Origin of the sequence: Streptomyces sp. NPDC037389 (assembly GCF_040636475.1) — a bacterium.
Classification (GTDB): Bacteria; Actinomycetota; Actinomycetes; order Streptomycetales; family Streptomycetaceae; genus Streptomyces; species Streptomyces hesseae.
This window is the reverse complement of sequence record NZ_JBEZUS010000002.1, coordinates 385178-409529: the sequence shown is the minus strand read 5'-3', so window position 1 is coordinate 409529 and position 24352 is coordinate 385178. Positions and strand designations below refer to the sequence as shown.

Here is a 24352-nt window from a genome sequence, read left to right as displayed (position 1 = left end):
GCGTTTCGGCGTCAGTCCTCCCGATCGTCGGTGTGTGCCCAGACCTCGGCGACGGGTGCGGCCCGTTCGGTGATGCCGTCGAGCAGCCTCAGCTGGGTGCGTTTCTCCGCCCCGACGGGCGCCGATCCGTCGGCGAGCAGGGCGGGGCCACCGCCCGGGAGCGGCGTGAGCACGTCGGCGTACGGGCACGGGCCGATGTCGAGCAGGGGACAGAAGGAGCACGAGCCGCGGGGGCGTGTCAGATGCCCGATGCGTTCGTCGTGACCCAGCCGGCCGGAGCGGGCCTCGTGCAGGAGTTGTTCGACGAGCAGCGGCCGGGCCCGCGCGTAGTCGTCGGGGTGCCCGGTGGGATGAGGGGCGAACAGCACCCGGGCGTCGAGTTCCTCGCCGTTGTCGAGGGCGCCGTAGGTGAGCCGGATCTCGGTCGCCATCAGTTGCGCCATGGTGGTGTCCGGGGCAGGCACGGGTGCCAGGCGGTCGCCGAGTTCGCCGGTGAACGCGTTGGCGGTGCTCTGTCCGAGCACGAGGATCACGGCAGGCAGCGACTGGAACATCTGGCGCAGCAGGTGGCGGCGGGTGCGGAAGCACTCGCCGACGATCCCGACGCGCTGGTCGTCGGTCATCGGCGGAAGGGCGGGGTCGTGCGGATCGGTCCGGGTGGTCCACTTGGCCGAGGCGCAGGCGACCATGTTGCCGTACGACAGGTCCTCGCCGACGGTGAGCGTGCCTTGGTCGAGTCCCAGTTCCGCGCCGAGGGCGTCCAGCAGTTGCTGGTAGACGAGGTACATGCGCTGCGGCTGCTCGCGGACCGGGATCTCGCGGCGGCCCCGCGCGTCCTCGGGAACGGTGAGCGGGACCCCGGCCAGGGGATCGTCGTCGGGTCCGCCGCCGAAGGCGCGATACGCGTCGTCGGGCAGCTCGGGCTTGAACACCCCTCGGTGCCGGAAGTAGTGCGCGTACTGGCGCACGGAGTCGAAGTCGGGGGTGAGCGAGTTGTGGCTGTCGGGCCACCAGCCCGGGAGGTTGGGGTTGATGCCGACGGCGAGGATCGGGGCCTTGCGGCAACCGGACAACGGTTCCGGCAGCGCGGTCATCCGGCCGGTGTAGTGCGAGGGCCGCACGATCGAGGCGTCCGGCGGCGGCTCGTCGGCGTCGTAGTCGTAGGCGTGATAGGTACCCCACGAGCGGAAGTAGGCACACGGATGGGCACCGGGTCCGGCGTACTGCGAGGTACGCAACGCATTGCACGGCATGAGCTCGAACAGCAGCTCAACCTCGATGGGGAGCCGGGTGACGGCCGGAGGGTCAGGCATTGTCGATGCCCGCCTCGGAGAGTCCCGCGAGCAGGCCCCATGTGGTGAGCGCACCGCAGACGCTGGTCCAGTAGCCGTACGCCTTGTAGTAGGTCACCGCCCACATGGTCTGCTGGTTGAGGCGGAAATCGCGAGTGGGCAGTTCGCCGTTGATCTGGGGGTCGGACATGTTGCGGACCACCACCCAGTCGGGCACGTGATCCGCGCCCGCGTCGGTGAGGTCGGCGCAGGCCAGACCGAGTGCCGCGTCGCCCATCTCGACGGCCGCTCCCTCGTGTTCCAGGCCGTTCGTGGATGTGCCGTACTCGAAGTAGTCGGTGGTCAGGATCGGGTGGAACTCGGGCATGTCCCGCGTACCCTGCTCGATGCGGACGGTCGGATTGTTGTCGGGCGGTTTGAGCAGCGGCCCGACGAAGGGGAATCGGGTGGACGGTGGGCCGAGCGGTGGTTCGGCGAGCCGGTTGGCGAAGCCGCGCATCAGGGTTTGCGCGTCGTCGATCCGGCCGAGCGGGAGGGTCCAGTCGCACTTGAATGTCCGGCCGTTGAAGTCCTCGTTGAGAAACTCCTTTTTGCAGTGGAACTTCGCCGCGCGCGTGACCACCACGTCGCCCAGGGGGAAATCTCCGAAGACGCTGCCCGAGGTGCCGATGGTGGCGATCACTCGTGGCCGGACCTCCTCGATGATCTGCTTGAAAAAGTCCCGGACGGGCAGGGTGGCGGTGCCTTCGCCGGTCTTGATGCCGTCCTGGTTGAGGTGGAGTTCGGACTTCACGCACAGCAGGTCCAGGTTGCCGAGCTTGACGGGGAAGTACGAGCCCAGGCGTGGCGGGCGGCCGCCGAGCGAGGGCGCTCCCTTTCTGATGAGCGGCCGGTAGTGCTCCTCGAAGCGACGGGTGTACCGATACCAGCGCAGCCGCCCGAAGCCTTGGGTGAACACGTCGGCGAGGGCGTCCTGTTCGTCGTTCGTCCAGGTGATCACAACGACGTCGGCGCGAGGCAGCGCGGCGTCGGGGGACGGTTCGACGTCGAAGGGCTGTGGGACGGGTGCGAGCCCGTCGGGGAAGACGATCCCCAGGCTGGCGGCGAGGACGGGGCCTTCGGGCGCCGCGGCCAGGTCGGGTGACAGCTCGAGGTCGGCCGGGGTGATCCCGGCGGACAGCAGGGCGCGGGCGATGTCGACTCGCTCGTCGAGGGTGTCCATGGTGCTTCCTTTCGCATCGTTCCCGGTCGACCCGGTGTCGGTGTGTCGGTACCTCCTTGTCGAGGGCGTGCGCCTCAGTCGGGGTCCGGGAGCTGCTCGCACACCCGGTAGGCGTTGGCGAGAAGCGTCAGGGTGGGGTTCGAGGCGCCGGCGGTCGGCATGAACGCGCAGTCGAGGACATAGAGTCCGGAGACGGTGTGCGACTGGCAGTTCTCGTCGAGCACCGAGGCGCCGGGATCGGTGCCGGCGCGCAGCGTGCCCTGTACGTGCCCGTAGCCGGGGTTCTCCGTGCCGGGAACGTCGTAGCCGCGCAACTCGCCGCCCGCGTCCTCCATCACCCGCACCACGCGATCGATGGCGTAGCGAGCCGCGGCCAGGTCGTAGGCGTGGTGCCGGTACCAGATTCGGGCGGCGGGCATGCCCCACGGGTCGGTGACGTCGGGGTCGAGTTCGACCCGGTTGTCGTACAGGGAGAGTGCCTCGCCGGTGAAGGAGAAGGAGACGCCGCCCTGGTGACGCAGTTCGTCGAGGTAGGTGTACAGGTCCTCGCCCCACAGGCCGCCGCGGCCGGGTCCGAGCGCGGCGCCCTTGACGAGCCGGACCGGCGGCACGCACGTGTAAGGGTCGTATACGGAAAACTTGCCGGCCTTGGTGACCGGGGTGGCGGGGTCGTCGACCACGTACAGGTCGCGCAGTTGTAGGGAGCCGATCGCGGTGGAGGGCTGTTGGGCGCCGTTGCCGGTCCACACGGGCTGGAGCGGCAGGGTGACTTCGGCGCTTCCATGGGTGTGATAGGTCAGATAGTGGCCGATCATCCGGTTGGGGTCGGGCACCTGCGACACGAGGAACAACCGCGCCGACTCGATGGTCTGGATGGAGACCACCACCTGGGATGCGCCCAGGAACCGTTCGGGTCCGCCGGGCTCGGTGCGATACATCACGCCGCGCACCCGCCCGTCCTCGTGCACGAGCCGGGTCACGCAGTGTCCGGTCAACAGGTCGCACCGGCCGGTGGCCAAGGCGCGCTGGAGCACCGTGTTCAGCGCCGAGGCCCGTGAGTTCAGACCGCAACCGAAGAACTGGTTGAAGCCGCAGAACGAGCAGGCCGGACGGCCGTCGTACACCCGGGAGTTGATCGCCCGGGGGCCGAGGTAGGGCCGCATGCCGGCGCGGCCGAACGCCTCGGTCAGGAACGGCACGGCCGCGTGCGGGCGCAGCGGCGGCATCGCGTAGTCGTAGCCGACCCGTATCGGTTCCTGAGCCGGGGACTGCCGGGCCCGCCCGGAGACGCCCCATTCGTACTCGGCCCGTTCGAACCACGGCTCGAACTCGCGATAGGTCCACGGCCAGTTCACCATGTTCGCTTCGGGCGGCACGTCGCGCAGGTGGTCGAGGACGCGGAAGTCCTCCTCGGTGTAGCGGGGCACGTTGGCGTCCCACACGTTCGTCGCGCCGCCGACCATGTTGACGTTCCACCAGCGCTCGACCCGGGTGGGCCGGTCCTGGGCGGGGCCGGCCATGTAGATGTTGGGGTCGGTGTCGCGGTGCGGGATGAGCGCCTTGTGCGTGTGGAAGTGGAGTTCGTCGTAGGGAAGGAAGTCGTCGGCGGCCGGGAGCGGGCCCTTCTCCAGCACGGCGACGCGGCGTCCTCGCGCGGTGAGCACGCGAGCCGCGGTGCCGCCGCCCGCGCCGGCGCCCACGACGATCGCGTCATACGCGCCGGGTGCGGTGGTCGTGGCGGTCATGAGTCCTCCCCGGGCCGGTCGGCGGTTGCAGCGGTGGGGCGGGTGAAGGGTTCGGCCGGTGTGGGATAGCCGTACCAGCGCCAGATCACCGCTTCGCGGTTGCCGCCCCAGCGTGGGTCCCCGAAGCAGCCCTCGATGCAGTGGGCCCGCAGCAGGGCGAACGCGGCCGGCTGGGCAAGGGCGGCCGCGGGCCAGGTGGGCAGGGTCCCCGTCGCCAGGTCGCGCAGCAGCGCGGTGGCCTCGGCGCGGTCGAGTTCGGCGACGCCGCGTCCACCGTGCGCCTGTTGCGCGGCGGTGTCGAGAGCGGCGAGCAGCACCGGGTAGGCCAGGCGCCACGCCGGAATCTCGGGATGCGTCTCGGGGCCCATGACCAGGAGCCGGTCGACGTATTCGGCGGCGTCGGCGTCGGCCGCGCCGGGTCGTCGGGGTCCGCCGGGCAGGACCGCGTCGAACAGCACCTCCACGGCTCGCCGCTGGTCCTTGTCGAAACAGCCGGTGTCGGGCGGTCGCAGGATCCACATGGTCAGGCCTTTCCGGCGATCCGGGTCGCCCCGTCCGTGCTGTCCACGTCGTCCGTGCCGCGCGCGGGGTCCGCGGCGTCTGCGATATCCGCGTTGTCGAGGGCCTCCTCCATCGCGCCGACGATCGCCGCGTAGGGTCCGATGTCCGGCGGGCCGGTGTGGCGGACGATGGAGAGCACGGTCGCGTCGTCCGCGTCGGTGAGGTGGTGGCCCAGCTCCGGATACAACTCGTCGTTCTCGCGTACCGCATGCGACCGGAAGAGCAGTACGAAGCCCTCCGTGCAGCGGCGGAAGTCGGAGATCGCGTAGGACACGTCGCGGGGGTCGCCGTTCTGGATCCGTCGCCAGGCGACGCGGATCGCCTCCCAATAAGCGCGGGCCTGGTCGTGCTGGTCGAACATCCAGCGGGCATGGTCGGGTGGCATGCCGCGTGCGACGGCCAGCGGCACGATCGCTTCCTCGGCCTTCAGGTGAGCCTGGTCCGCGAAGTTGGTGAGCACGTACACGAACATCCCCATCGCGGTGTGTACCTCCGGCGGGATGTCCTGTGCCTGGTGCACCGAGTCGAGCGCTTGCACGATGCGGCTGCCACACGCGAAGATGCGTTCGCCGAGCAGGTGCTCCTGTTCGAGGCACTCCTCGAAGGCACGGCCGCTGTCGCGGACCGATTCCCCCTGCCGAGTGATCACCGCGGGCTGAAATTCCTTGCCGGGTGGCGACGGCTTGAGCATGCCTCGCATGCCGGCTGCCTGGGCGGCGAGGACTTCGATGAGGTTCTCCCCGACGAACAGGCACCGCCCGATCGGTACGCGCATCTGATCGGCCGCGAAGCGGTAGATGGCGGGATCGGGCTTGTCCAGCTTGGCCTCGTGGTTGATCACGATGCCTTGAGGGTCCAGGATGTCGGCGAGGTGGACGACGCTGCCGTTCTTCTCGGTGACGACGGCCTCGGCGATCATCCGATGTCCCTGCTCGGCGCTGACCTCCGCGGGCAGGTTGGTGATCACGCCGACACGCAGCCCCACCAGATCCCGCATGGCGTCGAGCAGCTTCTCGGTGCTGGGGCGGTACAGCGCGAGGTGACCGGGCCGGTCGACGTCTCCGAGGGTGTCGCGCAGGTCGAAGAAGACCACGTCGCAGTCGACGGTGGCGGTAGGCATGGGACGCCCCTTCCCTGGATGTGTACGAGCGAGACGGACGCGACGTCGTGGGGCGCGCCGGGCTGTGTGGTTGGAGAGAGTGGGCCGCACCACCTGCAGACCAACCGGTGGTTTGCACGACATCGTGGGAAACCTTGATTTCCGTACGCGATCGTCCGGCGAAGAGCACCGATCGGCACGAGGGCGTCCGGATGCTCCGAGGCCACGGCGCCTCGACGCCCCGCCGATCCGGGACGGTCGGCGGGGCGTCGAGGCGCCGCCTCGTCGAGCGCACCCGACACGCACCACCGCACGAGGCTCAGACGCAGATGCGGGTGGCCGTACCTTGAGGGTCGCTCGCCGGCGGTTGCGCTGCCGGAGCGCTGTCGTTGAGTATCCGCCCGGTTTCTTCGCTCAGATCTCCGGACCAAGAGATGAATACCTTCATGGCGTCATCCCCGTTTCAGCCATGGTCGCTCTGGACTGGCGCTGCCGCCACTCGGCTGCAAGAGCGTCGAGGCCGGAGCTGGTGGATGATGCGGCACGCGGCGGCCACCCGGGCGCGCTGAGTTCGGGAACGCGCACGCCTCCCGCTCCGCTGCCGTGTCGGGGACCAGAGTGGTCCGCCTACGGTCGTTGCAGGGGCGGGAGAGAGCCGATGCGGTCGATCCCTTCGACTGCAACAGTCAGCCCGGGGGCGATCTCCGTGAAACCGGCGTCCCTCACCACCGGCAGCCCGCTCGTCGTCAGCTCCACCCAGCGCCCGGGCTCGGCCGTGCGCACCGACAGCGCGAAACCGTCCCTCCGCCAGGCGTCCCGCGCCGCGTCGTCCAGGGCCCACCACGCGAGCTGCGCGCCGTGCCCGGCCTGGGCCATGGTCTTGCCCGCCGACATCTCCAGCTCCGGGTTGAGCCACAGCACCGGCCGGGCGGGGTCCGGCGCGGCCGGCGGCTCGGGGTCGTCCAGGTCGGTGCCCGACACCTGAAGTTTCACCAGCTCCTTGGGCCAGCCGTCCAGCGGCACGGGCGGGAAGACCCGCACCTCGGCGGCCTCGCCCGCGACCTCGATGCCCGGCAGCGCGGACGCCTTGCGCCACTCCGCCCCGCGCGCCCGCCGCACGACCTTGCGGATGCGGGCGTCCTGCCAGTCCGCCACCGCCCGGGCCCACTCGCCGTCCCCGGCCGCCCGCTCGTCCGACAGCAGGAACAGCACCGCCCGCGCCGCCGTCTCCAGCGCGTCCGTGCGCGCCGGGGGCGCGGCCTTCTCGATCCGCACCACGAGGGGCAGGACGAACTGGGGGGCGCCATCGCGGGGGTCCTCGTCGTACGGGACGGTATCGGTGCTGGTCACACCCCCAGTCTGCCAGCCGCCCCCAGAGACTCCCCGCGCAGGATCTCCACGCACCGCGCCACGAACACGGCCGCCACCCCCGTCGGCTCCACCCGCGAGAACACCGTCTGCTCCCGCCGCCAGCGCGGATCGACGGCCACCGGCACCGCGCCCGCCGCCGCGGCCGCGAGGTGCCGGGGCGCCGCCACGATCCCCAGCCCGGCGGCGGCCATCCGCACCGCCGTCGACGACTGCTCCGTCTCCACCGCCGTCACCGGAGTGAAGCCCCGCTCCTCGCACACCACGTCCAGCCACCGCCGCCCGCCCACCACCGGCTCCAGCGCGCACCGCACCCACGCCCGGTCCGCCAGTTCCTCCAGCGCGACCGGAGCCGTGCGTCCGGCCAGGGGGTCGTCGGCGGAGACGACCAGGACGATCTCCTCCTCGCCGAGGGAGACCACCGGACCCGGCCAGCCCTGCGGACGGGGCCCCACGGCCAGGTCCGCGACACCGCGCTCCATGCGGTCCCGCAACTCGTCCGTGGTGACGCACTCGTGCAGCCGCAGCGCTACCCCCGGGAACTCGGCCCGCCAGCGCGCGAGTACCAATGGCAGAACACCGACCGCCAGCGCGTGCAGCGTCACGATGTGCAGCTCACCGCCCTCCGCCCCGGCGGCGGCCCGGGCCGCGCGGCGGGCCCGGCCCGCGCTGCGCACGGCGAGCTCGGCGTGGGGCAGGAAGGCCCGGCCCATCGGCGTGAGTTCCACGCCGCGCGGCAGGCGCTCCAGCAGGGGGCCGCCGACGGCCCGTTCCAGCGCCTTGATCTGGTGGGACAGCGCGGACTGGGTGACGTTGAGGGTGTGCGCGGCCCGGCTGAAGGACCGTTCCTCCACGACCGCGACCAGGTACTCCATCTGCCGCAGACTCATCCGTACGCCCCCAGCCGGCCCCATGGCCCTATGAAGAGCCGTCATCGACCCCATCAAAAACTTGCGTTGGACTCATCATCACTGGTGGGCGGAGGGTTGAGGCATGCATGAGACAGATGTCATCGTCATCGGCGGCGGAACCGGCGGCTACAGCACGGCGCTGCGCGCGGCGGCCCTCGGACTCGGTGTCGTCCTCGTGGAGCGCGACCTCGTCGGCGGCACGTGTCTGCACCGCGGCTGCGTCCCCAGCAAGGCGATGCTGCACGCGGCGGAGCTCGTCGACGGAATCGTGGAGGCGCGTGAGCGGTGGGGGGTGAAGGCGACGCTCGAGTCCGTCGACTGGTCCGCCCTGACCGCGACCCGCGACGACATCGTCTCCCGCAACCACCGCGGGGTGGAGGGCAAGCTGACGCACGCGGGCGTGCGCGTCGTCCGGGGCTCGGCCGCCCTGACCGGACCCCGTGACATACGGATCGGCACCGGCGCCGAGGCGGGCACCGCGTGGCGGGCCCGGCGCGGCGTCGTCCTTGCCACCGGCTCGCGGCCCCGGACGCTCCCCGGGCTGGAACCGGACGGCGTCAGGGTCGTCACCAGCGACGACGCGCTGTTCGCACCCGGGCTGCCGGGCTCGGTCGTGGTGCTGGGCGGCGGGGCGATCGGCGTCGAGTACGCCTCGCTGCACCGCTCCATGGGCGCCGAGGTGACCCTGCTGGAGGCCGCCGGCCGACTGCTTCCGCTGGAGGACGCCGACGTCGGCCGCCATCTGACGCGCGGTCTGAAGAAGCGCGGCATCGACGTCCTGACCGGCGCGCGCCTTGTGGAGGCGCACCCGTACGACGGGGGTGTACGGGTCGCCTTCCGCACGGCGCGCGGCGAGACGCGGACGCTGGAGACGGAACGGCTGCTGGTGGCCGTCGGCCGGGTCCCGGTCACCGACGGCCTCGGCCTCGCGGCGGCCGGACTGGCCACCGACGCCCGGGGCTTCGTCGCCCCGGCCGACTGGTCCCGGCTGGAGACGGCCGTCCCCGGCGTCCACGTCGTCGGCGATCTGCTGCCGCCGCCGTCGCCCGGCCTGGCCCACGCCTCCTTCGCGGAGGGCCTGCTGGTCGCCGAGACCCTGGCGGGCCTCACGCCCCGGCCCGTCGACTACGCGGCCGTGCCCCGCGTCACGTACTCCAGCCCGCAGACGGCCTCGGTGGGCCTCACCGAGGACGGGGCGCGGGAGCTGGGCCACCCGGTCCGGGCCGTCACGATGCCGCTGACCGCCACCGCCAAGGGCATGGTGCACGGCCAGGGCGGCATGGTGAAGGTCGTCGCCGAAGAGGACGGCGGCCGGGTGCTGGGCGTCCACCTCGTGGGCCCGCACGTCTCCGAGATGATCGCCGAGAGCCAGCTCGTCGTCGGCTGGGACGCGGAGGCCGCCGACGTCGCCCAGCACATCCACCCGCACCCGACGCTCTCGGAGGCGGTCGGCGAGGTCATGCTCGCGCTGGCGGGGCGGGGCCTGCACCAGCCGTAACGCCTCGGTAAAGCGCTGCGGTAAATCGTTGGACGCCCACGCCTGACGGCCCCTAAGGTCGCCGCAGACGTCCGAGAACCCGGAAAGGAGGGGCGAGAGATGAACCGCACCGACAGCACTGTCCCGCGCTCCCGCCCCCTCCGCCGGGCGTCCTCCGTCTGACATCTCGTCCGACCGGGAGCGCGACCACCCGCCTCCGGAAGGATCCCCATGACCTCCCTGGTCATCCGTGCCCTCACCGAGCACGACACCGCCCTCTTCACCGCCCTCGACACCGCCCCCGCCCTCGTCGGCAGGGCCGCCTTCGGCCGGACCTATACACCCGTCCACCTCGGCGGCGAGTACCGCCCCGACTGGACCTGGGTGGCGCTGCGCGACGGCCGCGTCGTCGCCCGCGCCGCCTGGTGGGGCGGGCCCGACGACGAGACGCCCAAGGCCCTCGACTGGTTCGACTTCGCCGACGGCGAGACCGAGGCGGCCGTCCGGCTGCTGCGCACCGCCCCGCTGAACGCCGAGTACGCCCTGCTCGCCCCGCCCGGCTGGCGCGACCTGCCGCGCGTACGGGCCGCCGTCGAGGCACGCGCCGCGGCGGCCGAGGCTGCCGGGATGCGGCGGCTCGTCGAGCGGTACCGCTACGAGTGGACGCCTGCCTGCCCGCTGCCGGAACGCACCGGCCGCCTGGAGTACCGCCCCGAGCCGGACGACGCGGTGTTCCGGGACGCGGTGCGCCGCACCATGGACGGCACGCTGGACGCCCACGACCGCCGCACCATCGCCGAGTCCGGCCTCGAAGCCGCCGTCGACGACATGATGGGCCTCCTCCACTGGATGCCCTCGCCCCGCGAATGGTGGCGGCTCGCCTTCACCCCCGACGGAGACCTCGCCGGCCTCCACGTCCCCGCCCACAACCCGGCCGGCCCCTGCGTCGGCTACATCGGCGTCGTCCCCGAACGGCGCGGCCACGGCCACTCCCACGACCTGCTCGTGGACTGCACCCACGACCTGCTCGACCGGGGCGCCACGAGGATCGCGGCCGCCACGGACAAGGGCAACACCCCGATGGCGGCGAGCTTCTCCAGGGCGGGGTATCCGGTGACGCAGGAACGGATCGATTTCGTGCCGGCGGATTAGGGGAGTTCGCCCCGCCTCCCCCTGGGAAGAGGGCGGTCAGGGGCCGGAACCCGCCGGATCAGAGACCCGCACGAACTCGTACCCCCGGGCCCGCGGCTCCGGCACGATCCTCCGCACCGCCTCCTCCGTCACCGGCGCCGCGCTGCGCGTGCGGAGCATCACCACCACCGAGCCCGGTTCGACCCGTGAGAGCACCTCCGTGGCCACGGGCCCGGCCCGTTTCGCGAAGGCGTCGCCGCTGACGACGTCCCACTGGGCGGCCGTGACCTTCGTCGGGTCTGTCCCGCGCAGAGCGCCGGCGCGGCGGCCGGTGCCAGGGCGCGCCGGGCGCGCCGGGCGCGCGAAGAAGGGCTCACCGCGCCCGTGGGTCGGCCGTGGCGGTCACTCGCCGGCGTCGACGAGCGGCTTCGCGTCGCGCGCCAGCGCCGTGAGCCGGGAGATCGCCCGGAAGTACTTCTTGCGGTAGCCGCCGTTCAGCATCTCCTCGCTGAACAGCTCGTCGAAGGGCCGCCCGGACGCCAGGACCGGGACCTCGCGGTCGTAGAGCCGGTCGGCGAGGACGACCAGGCGCAGCGCGGTCGACTGGTCCGGCACGGGCCGGACGCCGGTCAGGCAGACGGCCCGGACGCCGTCGCACATGGCGCCGTAGCGGCTCGGGTGGACCTTGGAGAGGTGGTCGAGGAGGTCGGGGAAGGCGTCCAGGGAGGCGCCCTCGGTGCGGTGCGCCACCCGCTCGACGGTCGCGTCGTCGTAAGGGGCGGGGGCCTGCGGCAGGCCGCGGTGGCGGTAGTCCTCGCCGTCGATGCGCAGGGGGCGGAAGTGGGCGGAGAGGCCCTGGATCTCGCGGAGGAAGTCGGCGGCGGCGAAGCGGCCCTCGCCGAGCTTGCCGGGCAGGGTGTTGGAGGTCGCGGCGAGCGCCACGCCCGCGTCGACCAGCTTGCCCAGCAGGGTGGAGACGAGGACGGTGTCGCCCGGGTCGTCGAGCTCGAATTCGTCGATGCACAGCAGCTTGTGGCCGCTGAGGGTCTGGACGGTCTGCTGGAAGCCCAGGGCGCCGACGAGGTTCGTCAGCTCCACGAACGTGCCGAAGGCCTTCCGCTCGGGGGCGGCCGGGGTGGCGTGCCAGAGGGAGGCGAGCAGGTGGGTCTTGCCGACGCCGTAGCCGCCGTCGAGGTAGACGCCGCGCGGGCCGGCGGGGGTGGCGGGCTTGGTCTCGCGCCGGAACCAGCGCTTGCGGCCGCCGGCGGCCTCGCCGTCGAGCCCGCCCGCGAAGCCGCCGAGGATCTTGACGGCTTCGGTCTGGCTGGGCTGGTTGGGGTCGGGGATGTACGTGTCGAAGCGCACCGAGTCGAAGCGCGGCGGGGGCACCATCTCGGCGACCAGGCGGTCGGCCGGGACGTGCGGGGCGCGCGAGGTGAGAGCGACGGGGGTTCCGGCCGGGCCGCCGGTTATCGGACCGGGGGCCACGGGGCCCGTGGCGCTTGCGGGTGATGCGGTGGAGGACGACACAGCTGTCCAGCGTAGCCCCTGAAAGTGCGGTGGCCCGCCCGCGCGGAGCGAGCCATGTCACACTGCGGCCTATGCGACGCCTGTTCCCCTCCCCGTTCAGCCCCGCCGACCTCGACGACCGTGAATGGGGGCTGGACGAGCTCGCCGATCTCTACGCGTACCCGGCCGATCTTTCCGCCGGGACGGCGTGGCTGCGGGCCAACATGGTCTCCTCGCTGGACGGCGCGGCCCATCACGAGGGCCGGTCGCAGCCGCTGTCCTCGGCCGCCGACATGCGGATCTTCGGCACGCTGCGGGGCCTGGCCGACGCGGTGGTGGTCGGCGCGGAGACCGTACGGCAGGAGGGCTACCGGCCCGCGCGGGCCCGGGAGGCCTTCGCGGCGCGGCGGGCGGCGCTCGGCCAGGGGCCCGCGCCGGTCATAGCCGTGGTGAGCGCGGGGCTCGACCTGGACTTCTCGCTTCCGTTGTTCACCGAGCCGCTGGTGCCGACGATCGTGCTGACCGGGGCGGACGCCCCGGCGGAGCGCGTGGCCGCCGCGCGGGCGGCGGGCGCCGAGGTGCTCGTGGCGGGCGAGGGACCCGGCGTCGACGTGGCGCGGGTGCCGGGGCTGCTGGCCGGGCGGGGGCTGACGCGGCTGCTGACCGAGGGCGGCCCCCGGCTGCTGGGCCAGTTCGCGGCGGCCGGGGTGCTGGACGAGATGTGCTTGTCGCTGGCGCCCGTGGTGGCCACCGGGACGGCCCCGCGGATCATGGCGGGGCCGCCGCTGGCGGTGCCCGAGCGCTTCGCGCTGGGGTCGGTGCTGGAGGACGGCGGTTTCCTCTTCACCCGGTACCGACGGGTTTGACGCGCCGGCGGTCCGTCGGCGGGTCTGACAATCGGCGGAATTTACCGTTCCGGTTTAACTCGGGGTGGGCAGAATTGAGTCAGACGCTCCCCCGGGGGCACAGGATCAAAACAGGCGGGTTCCCGGGGAGCCCGCGCAGGATGGTTTCTGTTGGGGCCCGGTGGCCCATGGAGTAGAAGGGCTCCCACCGTGTTCACGAGCGTATTGATGATCGAGCAGCCGCTCTCCGCGACGGATGTCGACTTCGTCACCACCCTCCACGACGACAGCATGTCGTTCGTGGTCCTCATGCGCCCCAGAGGCGACGAGGACCGGCTGCTGCGCGCCATCGACGACGTGGCCCTCGGCGAGCTGGAGCAGGCGCTCCACGAGGCCGACGAGCCCGAGGGCGACGCGGCCGTACGGCCCGCCGCGGTGGCCCTGGAGCACTCGCTGCGCCTGCTGCGCGAGGCGGGCTGCGAGGCCGTCGGCCAGCTCATCGACGGCCACCCGCTGGACCTCCTGCGCTCCGTCGTGGAGCAGACCCACGCCGACGAGGTGATCGTGCTGACCGCGCCCCACCTCGTCGAGGAGTTCTTCCACCGCGACTGGGCCTCGCGCGCCCGCCACAAGGTCGGGGTGCCCGTCCTCAAGCTCTACGCGCACGCCGACGGGGAGGGGGAGGGCGAGGGCGAGGAGGCGCCGGCGGCGGGCGGGCGCGACTGAGCCGGACGGGCGCGACACCGCGCCGTGCCAGGCCGTGCCCGGCACGTCACCCGGCCGCGCGTCCCGTCACCCCAGCCTGCCGTCGCGCATCGTCAGTACCCGGTCCGCCCGGCCGAGCAGCCCCCGGTCGTGGGTGACCAGCACCGTCGCCGTGCGGTGCCGGCGGGTGACCTCGGCCAGCAGTTCGACGACCCGCTCGCCGCGCTCGTGGTCCAGGGCCGACGTCGGCTCGTCCACCAGCAGCACGGCGGGGTCGCCGAACAGCGCGCGGGCGATGTTCACGCGCTGCCGCTCGCCCCCGGACAGCTGATGGGGACGGCGCCGCCGCTTCGCCGCGTCCAGCCCGACCGACTCCAGCAGCTCCGCCGCCCGCGCCCGGGCCGCCCGGACGGTCCCGCCGCGCAGGTGCGCGACCGCCAGCAGCTGTTCCTCGGCCGTCAGCGACGGCAGCAGGTTCGGCTGCTGGAAGACGATGCCGATCCTTTCGCGCCGCAGCGCGGTGCGCTCCTTGGCGCTCAGCGGCCCCGTGTCGCGCCCCGCCACCACCACCCGCCCCGCGTCGGGGCTGCGCAGCGTCGCCGCGACCGCCAGCAGGCTGGACTTGCCCGAGCCCGACGGCCCCACGACCGCCACCAGCTCGCCGGGCGCCACGGCCAGCGACACCCGGTCCAGAGCGGTGAGCGTGCGGTCCCCGTCGGGGTAGGTGAGGACGGCGTCCTCCAGACGGAGAGCCGTCTTCAGGGAAGCCGTCTTCGGGGAAGGGCTCGTCGAGGCGGTCATCGGGTGGCTCCCAGCGCGGTCAGCGGGTCGACGGACGTGATGCGGGCGACGGCGAGCGCCGAGCCGGCCAGCCCCAGCAGCACCATGGCGGCCACCGGTACGGCCACCGCCGCCGCGCTCAGCTCGAACGGCACCGCCGACGACGCCAGCGCCCCGCCCGCCGCACCGGCCGCGGCGCCCGCGGCCGCCCCGGCGGCCAGCACCGCCGCCGCCTGCCCGAGCGCGTCCCGCACCAGATAGCCGCTGCTCGCGCCCACGGCCTTGAGCACCGCCACGTCGGGCCGCCGCTGCACCGTCCACACGGTGAAGAAGGCCCCCACCACCAGCGCGCTCACCACGAACAGGAAGCCCTGGACCATCCGGAGCGTGCCGTGCTCGGCGGCGTAGCCGTCGATGCCGTCCAGCGCGTCGTCGAGGGCGACGGCCTTCGTGGTGCGGGCGACGGCCCCCGAAGGCGTACCGGAGCCGGTCACGGCCAGCGCGGTCGGCCTCGGCAGGTGGCTCACCTCGCGCCAGGTGGCGAGCGTCGTCCAGACGGTCGGCGCGTGCCCGTGGCCACGGTCGGGCGTGACGCCGGAGACGGTCAGCTCCCGGGTGCCCAGGGTGATCCGGTCGCCGGGCCGCAGCCCGTGCTCCCGGGCGATCCGCCGGCTCACGGCTGTCTGCCCGTCGGCGGGAGCGGCCCCCGCCTCGGGCGCCGGCGCCAGCCGCTCCGGGCCGCCGATCACACTCACCGACTCCGCCGAGCCGCCCGCCGTCAGCCGTGTCATCCCCACGCCGAACGGCTCCGCGGACCGCACCCCCGGGGCCCGGCGCCACGCCTCGGCCTGCCGCTCGTCGACGGTGCTGTTGGAGAACGACACCTCGGGCGCGGCCCCCGCCGGGGCCCCGAAGACCACCCGGCCCGCCGGCAGCCCCGCCACGGCCGACGACGCCTCCCTGGCAAGGCCGTCGGTCAGGCCGTAGAGGAAGACCACGAGCGTGGTGATGAGCGCGACGACCGTGCCCATGAGGGCGAAGCGCCCCCGGGCGAAACGGATGTCGCGGAGCGCGACGAACAAGGGATTCCCTCCGGTGCCGGATCGACTGCGTCAACCGCGTCGACTGCGGACTCCAGGCTGCCGCCCCGCGCCCGCGCCGCCATCGGGCCGGGGGACGGTCCATGGACCGTCCGTCCGATGCACCCGGAAATCAATCGAACGGTTGATGGCGGCCGGTTCCGGAGCGTCCGGCACGGGCCCGTACGCTCGGTGGGATGAGCCGAACGAGTCCTCCCGACCCCGGCGCGCCCGCCGCGCTCCCGCGCGGACGCGAGGCCTCCGACGTGCCCCCGCTGCACCTGGTCCGCCTCGCCTTCCACGGCGCCTTCTACGCGCTGCTGGGCGTCGCCCTGGCCCCCACCGTGGCCGGCCGGCCGTCGGCGGGACCCCTGGCCGTACTGCCGCTGGGCGCGCTGCTCGCCGCCGTGTACGCGGCCGGGACCGCCCGCCCCGCCCGCCGCCCCGGACTCTGGCTCTCCGCCGTCACGGCCCTGTGGCTGGCGCTCCTCGCCCTGGACCGCGGCTTCAGCTACGTCGCCTTCCCGCTGTTCTTCCTCTTCCTGCGAGCCCTCCCCGTCCGCTGGGCGCACCCCGCCGTCGTCGCCGCCACGGCGGCCGTCGTCGCCGCCCAGGCGACCGCGCCCGGCGGGCTCACCGTCGCGAAGGTCATCGGCCCCGCCGCCGGGGCCGCCGTCGCGATCCTCACCGCCTACGGCTACACCGCGCTCCACCGCGAGGGACAGCGCCGCCAGCGGCTGATCGACGACCTCGTGCGCACCCGGGACGAGCTCGCCGCCGCCCAGCGCGAGGCGGGCCGGCTCGCCGAGCGGCAGCGGCTCGCCCGCGAGATCCACGACACCCTCGCCCAGGGCCTGTCCAGCATCGTCCTGCTCGCCCGCGCCGCCGAGACCGCCGAGCGGGACACGGCCCGGGAACGGGTCCGCGAGATCGGGCTGACCGCCGCCGACAACCTCGCCGAGGCCCGCCGCTTCGTCCAGGCCCTCACCCCGCCCGCCCTGGAGGACGCGCCCCTGCCCGAGGCGCTGCGCCGGGTGACCGCGCGCACCGTCCCCGGGGCCGTCTTCCGCCTCGACGGCGAGCCCCACCCCCTGCCCGTGGAGACCGAGGTGGCCCTGCTGCGCCTGACCCAGGAGGCCCTGGCCAACGTGGCCCGGCACGCGCGGGCCGAGCACACGGCCGTCACCCTCGCCTTCCTCGACGGGCAGGTCGCCCTCGACATCTACGACGACGGCGTCGGCTTCGCCCCCGGCCGGGGCCCGGCCGACGGCCGCCGCACCTTCGGTCTCCACGGCATGCGCGAGCGCATCGCAGGCCTCGGCGGCACCTTCACCGTCGAGTCCGCCCCCGGCGAGGGCACGGCCATCGCGGCGACGGTGCCGACGGAGATCCGCGTCGTGGGAGCGGCGGCATGAGCGCCCGCATCGGGGTCCTCCTCGTCGACGACCACCCCGTGGTGCGGCGCGGGCTGCGCGCCATGGTCGACGACCTGCCCGACGTGGAGGCCGTGGGCGAGGCCGCCGACGGTGCCGAGGCGCTGCGGCTGCTCGCCGAGGGAGCACGCCCGGACGTCGTCCTCATGGACCTCCAGATGGGCGCCGGAATGCACGGCGTGGAGGCCACCCGGCGCATCACCGCGCTGCCGTCCCCGCCCGCCGTGCTGATCCTCACCACCTACAGCACCGACGCCGACATCCTGGCCGCCGTCGAGGCCGGTGCCACCGGCTACCTCCTCAAGGACGCCCCGCCCGAGGAGGTCGCGGCAGCCGTCCACGCCGCCGCCCGCGGCGAGACCGTCCTCGCCCCGCCCGTCGCCGCCCGCCTGCTGGGCCGGGTACGGGCCGGCGGCCGGCCCGCGCTCTCCCCGCGCGAGACGGAGATCCTGGGGCTGGTGGCCGAGGGCCTGGCCAACCGGCAGATCTCCAAGCGGCTCTTCATCAGCGAGGCGACGGTCAAGACCCACCTCGTGCACATCTACGACAAGCTCGGCGTCGACAGCCGCACGGCGGCGGTCGCGGCGGGCCTGACGGCGGGGCTGATCCGGGCGGTGTGACGGCGGTGTGACGGGTGCGGCCGGGGCTGTCCGAGCCGGGGAATAGAGTTAGGCCCGCAATGAGCACCGACCTCCAGGGAGCACCGCACATGGCACCGGCCGTCCCCACGACGATGGACCGACCGCACTTCATCGGCATCGGCGGCGCCGGCATGTCGGGCATCGCGAAGATCCTCGCCCAGCGCGGCGCGGCCGTCGCAGGCAGCGACGCGAAGGACTCGGCCACCGCCGCGGCCCTGCGCGAGCTGGGCGTCACGGTGCACATCGGCCACGCCGCGGAGCACCTGGCGGCCGACGCCACCTGCGTCGTCGTCTCCAGCGCCATCCGCGCCGACAACCCCGAGCTGGCCGCGGCCGCCGAGCGCGGCGTCCCGGTCGTCCACCGCTCCGACGCGCTGGCCCGGCTGATGGACGGGCTGCGCCCGATCGCCGTCGCGGGCACCCACGGCAAGACGACCACGACGTCGATGCTCGCCGTCTCCCTGGACGCCCTGGGCCTGGCCCCGTCGTACGCCATCGGCGGCGACCTCGCCGGCCCCGGCACCAACGCCCTCCACGGCTCCGGCGACATCTTCGTCGCCGAGGCGGATGAAAGCGACCGCAGCTTCCACAAGTACGCGCCCGAGGTCGCGATCGTCCTCAACGTGGAGCTGGACCACCACGCGAACTACGCGTCGATGGACGAGATCTACGAGTCCTTCGAGACGTTCGTCGGCCGCGTCCGCCCCGGCGGCACGCTCGTCGTCTCCGCCGACCAGGCGGGCGCCCGCGAGCTCACCGAGCGGGTCTCCGGCCGCCACGACATCGAGATCGTCACCTACGGCACGGCCGAGGACGCCGACGTGCGCGTCCTGAAGGTCACCCCGCGCGGCCTGGCCAGCGAGGTCACCATCCTGCTGAACGGCAAGATGCTCACCTTCGCCGTCTCCGTGCCCGGCAGCCACTACGCGCACAACGCCGTCGCCGCCCTCGCCGCGGGCGTGGCCCTCGGCATCCCGGCGCACAACCTCGCCTCCGCGCTCGGCAAGTTCACGGGCGTGGGCCGTCGCCTCCAGCTCAAGGGCGAGGCCGCCGGCGTGCAGGTCATCGACTCCTACGCGCACCACCCCACCGAGATGACCGCCGACCTGGAGGCCATCCGGGGCGCCGCCGCCGGCTCCCGCGTCCTGGTCGTCTTCCAGCCGCACCTGTTCAGCCGCACCCAGGAGCTCGGCACGGAGATGGGCCGGTCCCTGGCCCTGGCCGACGGCTCCGTGGTCCTCGACATCTACCCCGCCCGTGAGGACCCGATCCCGGGCATCACCAGCGCCCTGATCATCGACGCGGCGGAGAAGGCCGGCGCGGACGTCCGCCCCGAGCACGACATGGCCGCGATCCCGGACGTGATCGCGGGAATGGCCCGCCCCGGTGATCTCGTTCTCACGATGGGCGCGGGTGACGTCACGGACCTCGGTCCGAAGATCCTGGCCCGCCTGGAGAACTGACCGACACACCGCGGAGGGCGTACGGCATGGCGTACGAGGTCGAGAAGACGGACGAGCAGTGGCGAGCGGAGCTGACACCGGCGGAGTACCAGGTGCTCCGCCGGGCGGGCACCGAGCCCGCCTTCCGCGGTGAGTACACCGACACGAAAACGGTGGGCGTCTATGCCTGCCGGGCCTGCGACGCGGAGCTGTTCCGCTCCACGGAGAAGTTCGAGAGCCACTGCGGCTGGCCGAGCTTCTACGACCCGAAGGACTCCGACGCCGTCGAGGTCCTGGAGGACCGCACCCACGGCATGGCCCGCGTCGAGGTCCGCTGCGCCCGCTGCGGCTCCCACCTGGGCCACGTCTTCGAGGGCGAGGGCTACCCCACCCCCACGGACCAGCGGTACTGCATCAACTCCATCTCGCTGCGGCTGCGCCCGGAAGAGGGCTGAGCCCGTTCGCTAGGAGAGGGCCGCGAGGCCCTTCTTCAGGTCGTCCAGGTCCATCACCGGGTGGAGCTCGACCTCGGCCTCCGCGCTCAGGAAGAACTTCTCGCAGATGGCGGGCATCTGCGAGGGGTCCTGCATGTCGAAGACCATGAGGCAGGAGCGGCCGCCGTCCAGGGCCGCGAAGTAGGCGGCCTCGGGCTTGAGCTGTTCCACGACCTGCTGGATCAGCTCGCCCATGCTGCCGTCCCTGATCGCCTCGTTCGACGTATGGGTGTCCATCCGGGCCCGCAAGAGCATGCGCATGGCCCTCACTCCTTCACCTGCGCGGCCACGCAGGGGCGCCGGTCCCACGCTCCTGCCGGGCGCGGTCGCGTCACTACCAGGGTCGGCCCGGGGAGCGGAGGGGCGCAAGCGGGCCGGTTCAGCGCAGCACCACCGCCGTCTCCGGCGGCAGCCGCAGCACGCCGCCGTCGCCGTCCGGCAGGCCCACCGGCCGCCACGCCGCGACGGCCTCCGTCACCGGGCCCGTCAGGCGCGGGGCGGCCGGGCGGGCGGCGAGGTTGACCGCGATGTGCAGCGGGCCGCGCCGGAAGGAGACGACGCCCTCGGCGGTGACGGACAGCGCCTCGTACCGCCAGCGCGGATCCGTCAGGGCGGGCTCGGCGCGCCGCAGGGCGATCAGGCGGCGGTACCAGGCGAGGAGCCGGGCGTGCGGGGGGCGGCCGGGTTCCGTCCAGTCCAGACAGGAGCGGTCGCGGGTGGCCGGGTCCTGGGGGTCGGGGATCTCCTCGGCGGGCCAGCCGTGGGCCTCGAACTCCCGGCGCCGGCCGGTCCGTACGGCCTCCGCCAGGGCCGGGTCCGGGTGGTCGGTGAAGTACTGCCAGGGCGTCCGGGCGCCCCACTCCTCGCCCATGAACAGCATGGGGGTGAAGGGCGCGCACAGCACGAGCGCTGCCGCGCAGGCGAGCAGGCCCGGGGAGAGCCGGGCGGAGAGGCGGTCGCCGAGCGCCCGGTTGCCGACCTGGTCGTGGGTCTGGGCGTAGCCGAGGAGCCGGTGGGCGGGGGTGGCGTCCGGGTCCAGGGGACGGCCGTGGGGGCGCCCCCGGAAGGCGGAGTGCGTGCCGTCGTGGAAGAAGCCGCCGCGCAGGGTCCTGTCGAGGGCGCGGGCCGGGTCGGCGGCGAAGTCGGCGTAGTAGCCCTGGGACTCGCCGGTGAGCGCGGTGTGCAGGGCGTGATGGAAGTCGTCGTTCCACTGGGCGTGGAGGCCGTGGCCGCCCGCCTCGCGCGGGGCGGTGGTGGCCGGGTCGTTGAGGTCGGACTCGGCGACGAGGAACAGCGGTCTGCCCAGCCGTCCGGCCAGCTCGTCGACGGCGGCGGACAGGTCGGCGAGGAAGTGCCGCGGGCCGGTGTCGGCGAGCGCGTGCACGGCGTCCAGCCGCAGCCCGTCCAGCCGGTAGTCGCGCAGCCAGGCCAGGGCGCTGCCGGTGAGGTACGCCCGTACCTCCGGGGAACCGGGCGCGTCGAGGTTGACGGCCGCGCCCCAGGGGGTGTGGTGGGTGTCGGTGAAGTACGGGCCGTACGCGGGCAGGTGGTTGCCCGACGGGCCCAGGTGGTTGTGGACGACGTCGAGGACGACGCCCAGGCCGAGGCCGTGCGCGGCGTCCACGAAGCGCCGCAGCCCGTCCGGGCCGCCGTAGGGCTCGTGCACGGCCCAGGGCGCCACCCCGTCGTACCCCCAGCCGTGCCGGCCCGGGAAGGGGCAGACGGGCATCAGCTCCACGTGCGTGACGCCCAGATCCGCGAGGTGGGGCAGCCGCTCGGCCGCCGCGTCGAAGGTGCCCTCGGGGGTGTACGTGCCGGTGTGCAGCTCGTACAGGACCGCGCCGGGCAGTCCCCGGCCGGACCACGGGTGCCGCCAGGCGAAGCGGGCGAAGTCGACGACGGCGCTGGGCCCGTCCGGCCCGTCCGGCTGCCGCCGCGAGCGCGGGTCGGGCCGGGTCGGGCCGCCGTCGAGGGCGAAGCCGTAGCGGGTGCCGTGGCCCGCGGGAGCCTCGCCCCGCCACCAGCCGGGACGGGCCGGGCCGGCCTCCGTGGCGTACGTCCGGCCGGCCGCCTCCAGGGCGACGTGCCGGGCCTGCGGTGCCCACACCTCGAACAGCACGACGGCTCCTCTCGACGCCCGATGGGGGAATGCTTCCCGGACGGGCCGGCTTCAGCCCGTCCGGCGCCTGCGGGCCGGGGGTTCAGGGGCGCGCGACCAGCAGTGCCACCGGCCCCGCCCGCAGCAGCTCCGCGACGGCCACCCGTCCCTCCCATATGCCACCCGTCAGCAGATCCCGCCACGCGTGGTCACCCGGCAGCTCCAGCGCCGTTCCCCGCCAGCGTCCGGCCTCGGCCAGCCTCCGCGCCAGCCGTGTCACCACGGCGATCGCCCCGCCCGCGCGGGCGAAGGCCACGACGTGCCCTGCCCCCGGACCGTCCGCGTACAGCGGCACGTAAGCCCCCTCCTCCCCGAACCACTCCGGGTGCTCGCGGCGCACCCCCAGCGCGGCCCGCGTCAGTCGTAGCTTCTCGGCGGAGAGGCCCTCCTCCGTCTCGTCTTCGCCGGGGGAGGGCGGCACCGACCGGTTGTCCGGGTCGACGAGTGCCCGGTACACCCCCTCCGTTCCCATGTACACATCCGGCACCCCCGGCATCGTCAGATGCAGCAGCGCCGCCCCCAGGGTGTTGGCGCGTATCGCGACCCCGGCCTCTTCCCCGAACGTGGCCAGCGCCTCCCGGCCCGCCGCCCCGCACGGGCCGGTGGTGACGAACTCCTCCACCGCCGCCTCGTACGCCGCGTCCGGCTCCGTCCACGTCGTCAGCAGCGCGGCCTCCCGGGCGCTCTTCAGCACGGCGGGCACGAGCCGGCCGGCGTCGGGGTCGCCGAGCCCGAAGGCGTTCTGCCAGGCGGTCCACGCCAGATGGGGGTCCGGAGCGGGGGAGCCGGACCGGAGCCGGTCCATCAGATGGGCCCAGAGCGCCGGGTGTTCGCTCAGCGTGGCGATCCGCGCCCGCGCGTCCGCGCTGCGCTTGGTGTCGTGGGTGGACAGGACGGTCCCGCCGTGGGGCCGGTCGCGCTGCGCGAGGGCGCAGAAGGCGTGGAACTCCTCCGGGTCGACCGCCGGCCGGTCGGGGGTGCCGCCCACCTCCGTCACCGACAGCAGGGGCGCGTAGCGGTAGAAGGCGGTGTCCTCGACGGACTTGGCGCGGAGCGCCGACGCCGTCTGGGCGAAGCGCGCGCAGAAGTCCCGCTGGTCGGGGCCGTCGCCGAGGCGGCCCAGGGCGGCGTCGCGGATCAGGTCGACGGCCCGGGCCTCGCCGGGCACGGCGAAGGCGCCTCGGGCCCCCCGGGCGGCCTCGTCCAGCAGCGCGGCGTCTGCGGGAGCGGCGGGCCGGCCGGCCGTGACGTACGGGCGGTAGACGGGCAGCCGGACGAGGATCTCGCACAGGGCGGTGCGCAGCGCCCAGGGGGCGTGGTCGCGCAGCGTGTGGGAGGTCTCGCAGAGCCGGACGGCGGTGCGGACGAGCCGCTCGGCCTCGGCAGCCAGCTCGTGGCCGATGACCCGGTAGGCGGCGCGGCGCACGGTCGCGGGCCAGTCGCCGCCCCGGTCGGGCGGGCAGCAGGTGAAGGCGAGGTAGGCGGCGGTGAGTTCGCCGAGCCCGGCGGGGTCGGTGAAGAGGCCGTCGAGCCGGCGCAGGGCGTCGTAGCCGGTGGTGCCGGCGACGGGCCAGTCGGCGGGCAGCCGTTCTTCCCCGGCGAGGATCTTCTCGACGACCGTCCACCGCCCGCCGGTGGCGTCGCGCAGCCGTCGCAGATAGCCGGGCGGGTCGGCGAGCCCGTCGGGGTGGTCGACGCGCAGCCCGTCGAGGACGCCTTCGCTCAGCAGCCGCAGCACGGTGGCGTGGGTGGCGGCGAAGACCTCGGGGTCCTCCACGCGTACCGCGATCAGCTCGGAGACGGTGAAGAAGCGCCGGTAGTTGAGCTCGGTGCGGGCCAGCCGCCACCAGGCGAGGCGGTACCACTGGGCGTCGAGCAGCTCGGGCAGCGGCAGCCGTTCGGTGCCGGGCCGCAGGGGGAGGGCGTGGTCGCCGTAGCGCAGTAGGCCGTCGGCGACGGTGAAGCGGTCCAGCTCGGCGCCGAGCCGGTCGGCCAGCACGGGCAGCAGAACCTTCCCGCCGTGCTCGGCCCAGTCGACGTCGAACCAGCGGGCGTACGGGGAGGCCGGTCCGTCGCGCAGCACGTGCCACAGGGGGCCGCCCGGGCGTCCGGCGGCGGGCAGGGCCATGTGGTTGGGCACGATGTCGGCGATCAGGCCCAGCCCGTGCGCGTGGGCGGTACGGGCCAGGGAACGCAGCCCGTCCTCGCCGCCCAGCTCGGCCCGTACCGCCGTGTGGTCGACGACGTCGTAGCCGTGGGTGGAGCCCGGGACGGCCTCCAGGATCGGGGAGAGATGCAGATGGGACACGCCGAGCCCGGCGATGCGGGGCACGGCCCGCTCGGCCGCCGCGAAGGGAAAGGCGGGCTGGAGCTGGAGCCGGTACGTGGCGGTAGGCGGGTGACGGCTGTCGGGCTTCACAGGAACATACGTACCCACCACAGGGCCCCGTGGAGCGCCGG

Annotated in this window: 21 protein-coding genes and 1 pseudogene; 8 read left to right on the top strand and 14 right to left on the bottom strand. The window is 73.8% G+C overall.

Annotation, left to right across the window (positions count from 1 at the left end; translation table 11 throughout):
• Positions 1-11: 11 nt before the first annotated feature.
• The 7 genes from AB0E98_RS05480 to AB0E98_RS05450 form a co-directional block, all read right to left on the bottom strand.
• The gene (locus AB0E98_RS05480) at positions 12-1313 is read right to left on the bottom strand and encodes a hypothetical protein (protein ID WP_361698854.1); all 1302 of its coding nucleotides are present in this window, start codon (positions 1311-1313) and stop codon (positions 12-14) included.
• The gene (locus tag AB0E98_RS05475) at positions 1306-2514 is read right to left on the bottom strand and encodes a hypothetical protein (protein ID WP_361698852.1); all 1209 of its coding nucleotides are present in this window, start codon (positions 2512-2514) and stop codon (positions 1306-1308) included. The genes AB0E98_RS05480 and AB0E98_RS05475 overlap by 8 nt, the downstream gene beginning before the upstream one ends.
• 74 nt (positions 2515-2588) lie before the next feature.
• Positions 2589-4259, bottom strand: coding sequence for a GMC family oxidoreductase (locus AB0E98_RS05470; RefSeq protein WP_361698850.1), 1671 nt, complete (start codon positions 4257-4259; stop codon positions 2589-2591).
• Complete coding sequence (locus AB0E98_RS05465; protein ID WP_361698848.1) at positions 4256-4780, bottom strand: gluconate 2-dehydrogenase subunit 3 family protein; 525 nt, start codon at positions 4778-4780, stop codon at positions 4256-4258. The genes AB0E98_RS05470 and AB0E98_RS05465 overlap by 4 nt, the downstream gene beginning before the upstream one ends.
• A gap of 2 nt (positions 4781-4782) precedes the next feature.
• The gene (locus AB0E98_RS05460; protein ID WP_361698846.1) at positions 4783-5940 is read right to left on the bottom strand and encodes an HAD family hydrolase; all 1158 of its coding nucleotides are present in this window, start codon (positions 5938-5940) and stop codon (positions 4783-4785) included.
• Between the two features lie 606 nt (positions 5941-6546).
• Positions 6547-7269, bottom strand: a complete 723-nt coding sequence (locus AB0E98_RS05455; RefSeq protein WP_361698844.1) for a peptidyl-tRNA hydrolase — start codon at positions 7267-7269, stop codon at positions 6547-6549.
• A complete protein-coding gene (locus AB0E98_RS05450; protein ID WP_361698842.1) occupies positions 7266-8177 on the bottom strand; it encodes a LysR family transcriptional regulator in 912 nt (303 codons plus the stop codon). Before AB0E98_RS05450 ends, AB0E98_RS05455 begins: the two co-directional genes overlap by 4 nt.
• A 103-nt stretch (positions 8178-8280) precedes the next feature.
• On the opposite strand from AB0E98_RS05450, the gene lpdA reads away from it, so the two are divergent.
• Both lpdA and AB0E98_RS05440 read left to right on the top strand, forming a co-directional pair.
• Positions 8281-9696, top strand: coding sequence for a dihydrolipoyl dehydrogenase (gene lpdA, locus AB0E98_RS05445; RefSeq protein WP_361698840.1), 1416 nt, complete (start codon positions 8281-8283; stop codon positions 9694-9696).
• Between the two features lie 210 nt (positions 9697-9906).
• Positions 9907-10827 carry a GNAT family N-acetyltransferase gene (locus AB0E98_RS05440; protein ID WP_361698838.1) on the top strand — a complete coding sequence of 307 codons (921 nt, stop codon included), beginning with the start codon at positions 9907-9909 and terminating at the stop codon, positions 10825-10827.
• 36 nt (positions 10828-10863) lie between these two features.
• Here the strand turns inward: AB0E98_RS05440 and AB0E98_RS05435 are convergent.
• Both AB0E98_RS05435 and zapE read right to left on the bottom strand, forming a co-directional pair.
• A pseudogene (locus AB0E98_RS05435) lies at positions 10864-11121 on the bottom strand (polysaccharide deacetylase); the annotation flags it as partial.
• Positions 11122-11208: 87 nt separating this feature from the next.
• Positions 11209-12294 carry a cell division protein ZapE gene (zapE, locus tag AB0E98_RS05430; protein ID WP_361699356.1) on the bottom strand — a complete coding sequence of 362 codons (1086 nt, stop codon included), beginning with the start codon at positions 12292-12294 and terminating at the stop codon, positions 11209-11211.
• Positions 12295-12407: 113 nt separating this feature from the next.
• On the opposite strand from zapE, the gene AB0E98_RS05425 reads away from it, so the two are divergent.
• Together AB0E98_RS05425 and AB0E98_RS05420 are read left to right on the top strand one after the other, a co-directional pair.
• Positions 12408-13181, top strand: coding sequence for a pyrimidine reductase family protein (locus AB0E98_RS05425; RefSeq protein WP_361698836.1), 774 nt, complete (start codon positions 12408-12410; stop codon positions 13179-13181).
• A gap of 207 nt (positions 13182-13388) precedes the next feature.
• Complete coding sequence (locus tag AB0E98_RS05420; RefSeq protein WP_361698834.1) at positions 13389-13886, top strand: indole-3-glycerol phosphate synthase; 498 nt, start codon at positions 13389-13391, stop codon at positions 13884-13886.
• A gap of 66 nt (positions 13887-13952) precedes the next feature.
• On the opposite strand, the gene AB0E98_RS05415 is transcribed toward AB0E98_RS05420, so the two are convergent.
• Both AB0E98_RS05415 and AB0E98_RS05410 read right to left on the bottom strand, forming a co-directional pair.
• Positions 13953-14666 carry an ABC transporter ATP-binding protein gene (locus tag AB0E98_RS05415; protein WP_361698832.1) on the bottom strand — a complete coding sequence of 238 codons (714 nt, stop codon included), beginning with the start codon at positions 14664-14666 and terminating at the stop codon, positions 13953-13955.
• Positions 14663-15727, bottom strand: a complete 1065-nt coding sequence (locus AB0E98_RS05410; protein ID WP_361698830.1) for an ABC transporter permease — start codon at positions 15725-15727, stop codon at positions 14663-14665. Before AB0E98_RS05410 ends, AB0E98_RS05415 begins: the two co-directional genes overlap by 4 nt.
• Positions 15728-15921: 194 nt before the next feature.
• Between AB0E98_RS05410 and AB0E98_RS05405 the strand changes: the two genes are divergently transcribed.
• The 4 genes from AB0E98_RS05405 (at position 15922) to msrB (ending at position 19695) form a co-directional block, all read left to right on the top strand.
• Positions 15922-17139, top strand: coding sequence for a sensor histidine kinase (locus AB0E98_RS05405; protein WP_361698828.1), 1218 nt, complete (start codon positions 15922-15924; stop codon positions 17137-17139).
• Complete coding sequence (locus AB0E98_RS05400) at positions 17136-17777, top strand: response regulator transcription factor (protein WP_361698826.1); 642 nt, start codon at positions 17136-17138, stop codon at positions 17775-17777. Before AB0E98_RS05405 ends, AB0E98_RS05400 begins: the two co-directional genes overlap by 4 nt.
• Before the next feature lie 89 nt (positions 17778-17866).
• Positions 17867-19261, top strand: a complete 1395-nt coding sequence (murC, locus tag AB0E98_RS05395; RefSeq protein ID WP_361699354.1) for a UDP-N-acetylmuramate--L-alanine ligase — start codon at positions 17867-17869, stop codon at positions 19259-19261.
• Between the two features lie 26 nt (positions 19262-19287).
• A complete protein-coding gene (gene msrB / locus AB0E98_RS05390) occupies positions 19288-19695 on the top strand; it encodes a peptide-methionine (R)-S-oxide reductase MsrB (protein WP_361698824.1) in 408 nt (135 codons plus the stop codon).
• A gap of 9 nt (positions 19696-19704) precedes the next feature.
• On the opposite strand, the gene AB0E98_RS05385 is transcribed toward msrB, so the two are convergent.
• From AB0E98_RS05385 to treY, 3 genes are all read right to left on the bottom strand, one after another.
• Positions 19705-19995: a DUF3303 family protein gene (locus tag AB0E98_RS05385; RefSeq protein ID WP_361698822.1), complete on the bottom strand. Its 291-nt coding sequence runs from the start codon at positions 19993-19995 to the stop codon at positions 19705-19707.
• Positions 19996-20113: 118 nt separating this feature from the next.
• Complete coding sequence (gene treZ, locus AB0E98_RS05380) at positions 20114-21853, bottom strand: malto-oligosyltrehalose trehalohydrolase (protein WP_361698820.1); 1740 nt, start codon at positions 21851-21853, stop codon at positions 20114-20116.
• A gap of 82 nt (positions 21854-21935) precedes the next feature.
• Complete coding sequence (treY, locus tag AB0E98_RS05375) at positions 21936-24311, bottom strand: malto-oligosyltrehalose synthase (protein ID WP_361698818.1); 2376 nt, start codon at positions 24309-24311, stop codon at positions 21936-21938.
• Positions 24312-24352: the final 41 nt, after the last annotated feature.